Below are 207 nucleotides of genomic sequence, written 5' to 3' on the forward strand. Positions count from 1 at the left end.
TTGTCAGCACAGCGATCTGGTTGGTGTGATATTCCCAGGAGTTCCGGGAGAGATTCGCTGACCCGTGGACGAGTTTGACCGTCTCATCCGGCATGACAATACGGTAAATCTTCGAGTGGACGGTCTTCTGGTTCTTCAATCGGATCGTCAAGCGATCGTCCTGACGGAGTTGAACGAGCGATTTCGCAGTCGCAACCTCATTCACCC

1 protein-coding gene is annotated in these 207 nt (G+C 53.1%); it reads right to left on the reverse strand.

Features of this window, described 5'->3' with window-relative positions:
- A partial coding sequence (locus tag EXE44_RS22015) for a hypothetical protein (RefSeq protein WP_137718165.1) occupies nt 1–207 on the reverse strand: 207 nt, incomplete at both ends.

Origin of the sequence: Halorubrum sp. SS7 (assembly GCF_005435055.1) — an archaeon.
Taxonomy (GTDB): Archaea; Halobacteriota; Halobacteria; order Halobacteriales; family Haloferacaceae; genus Halorubrum; species Halorubrum salinarum.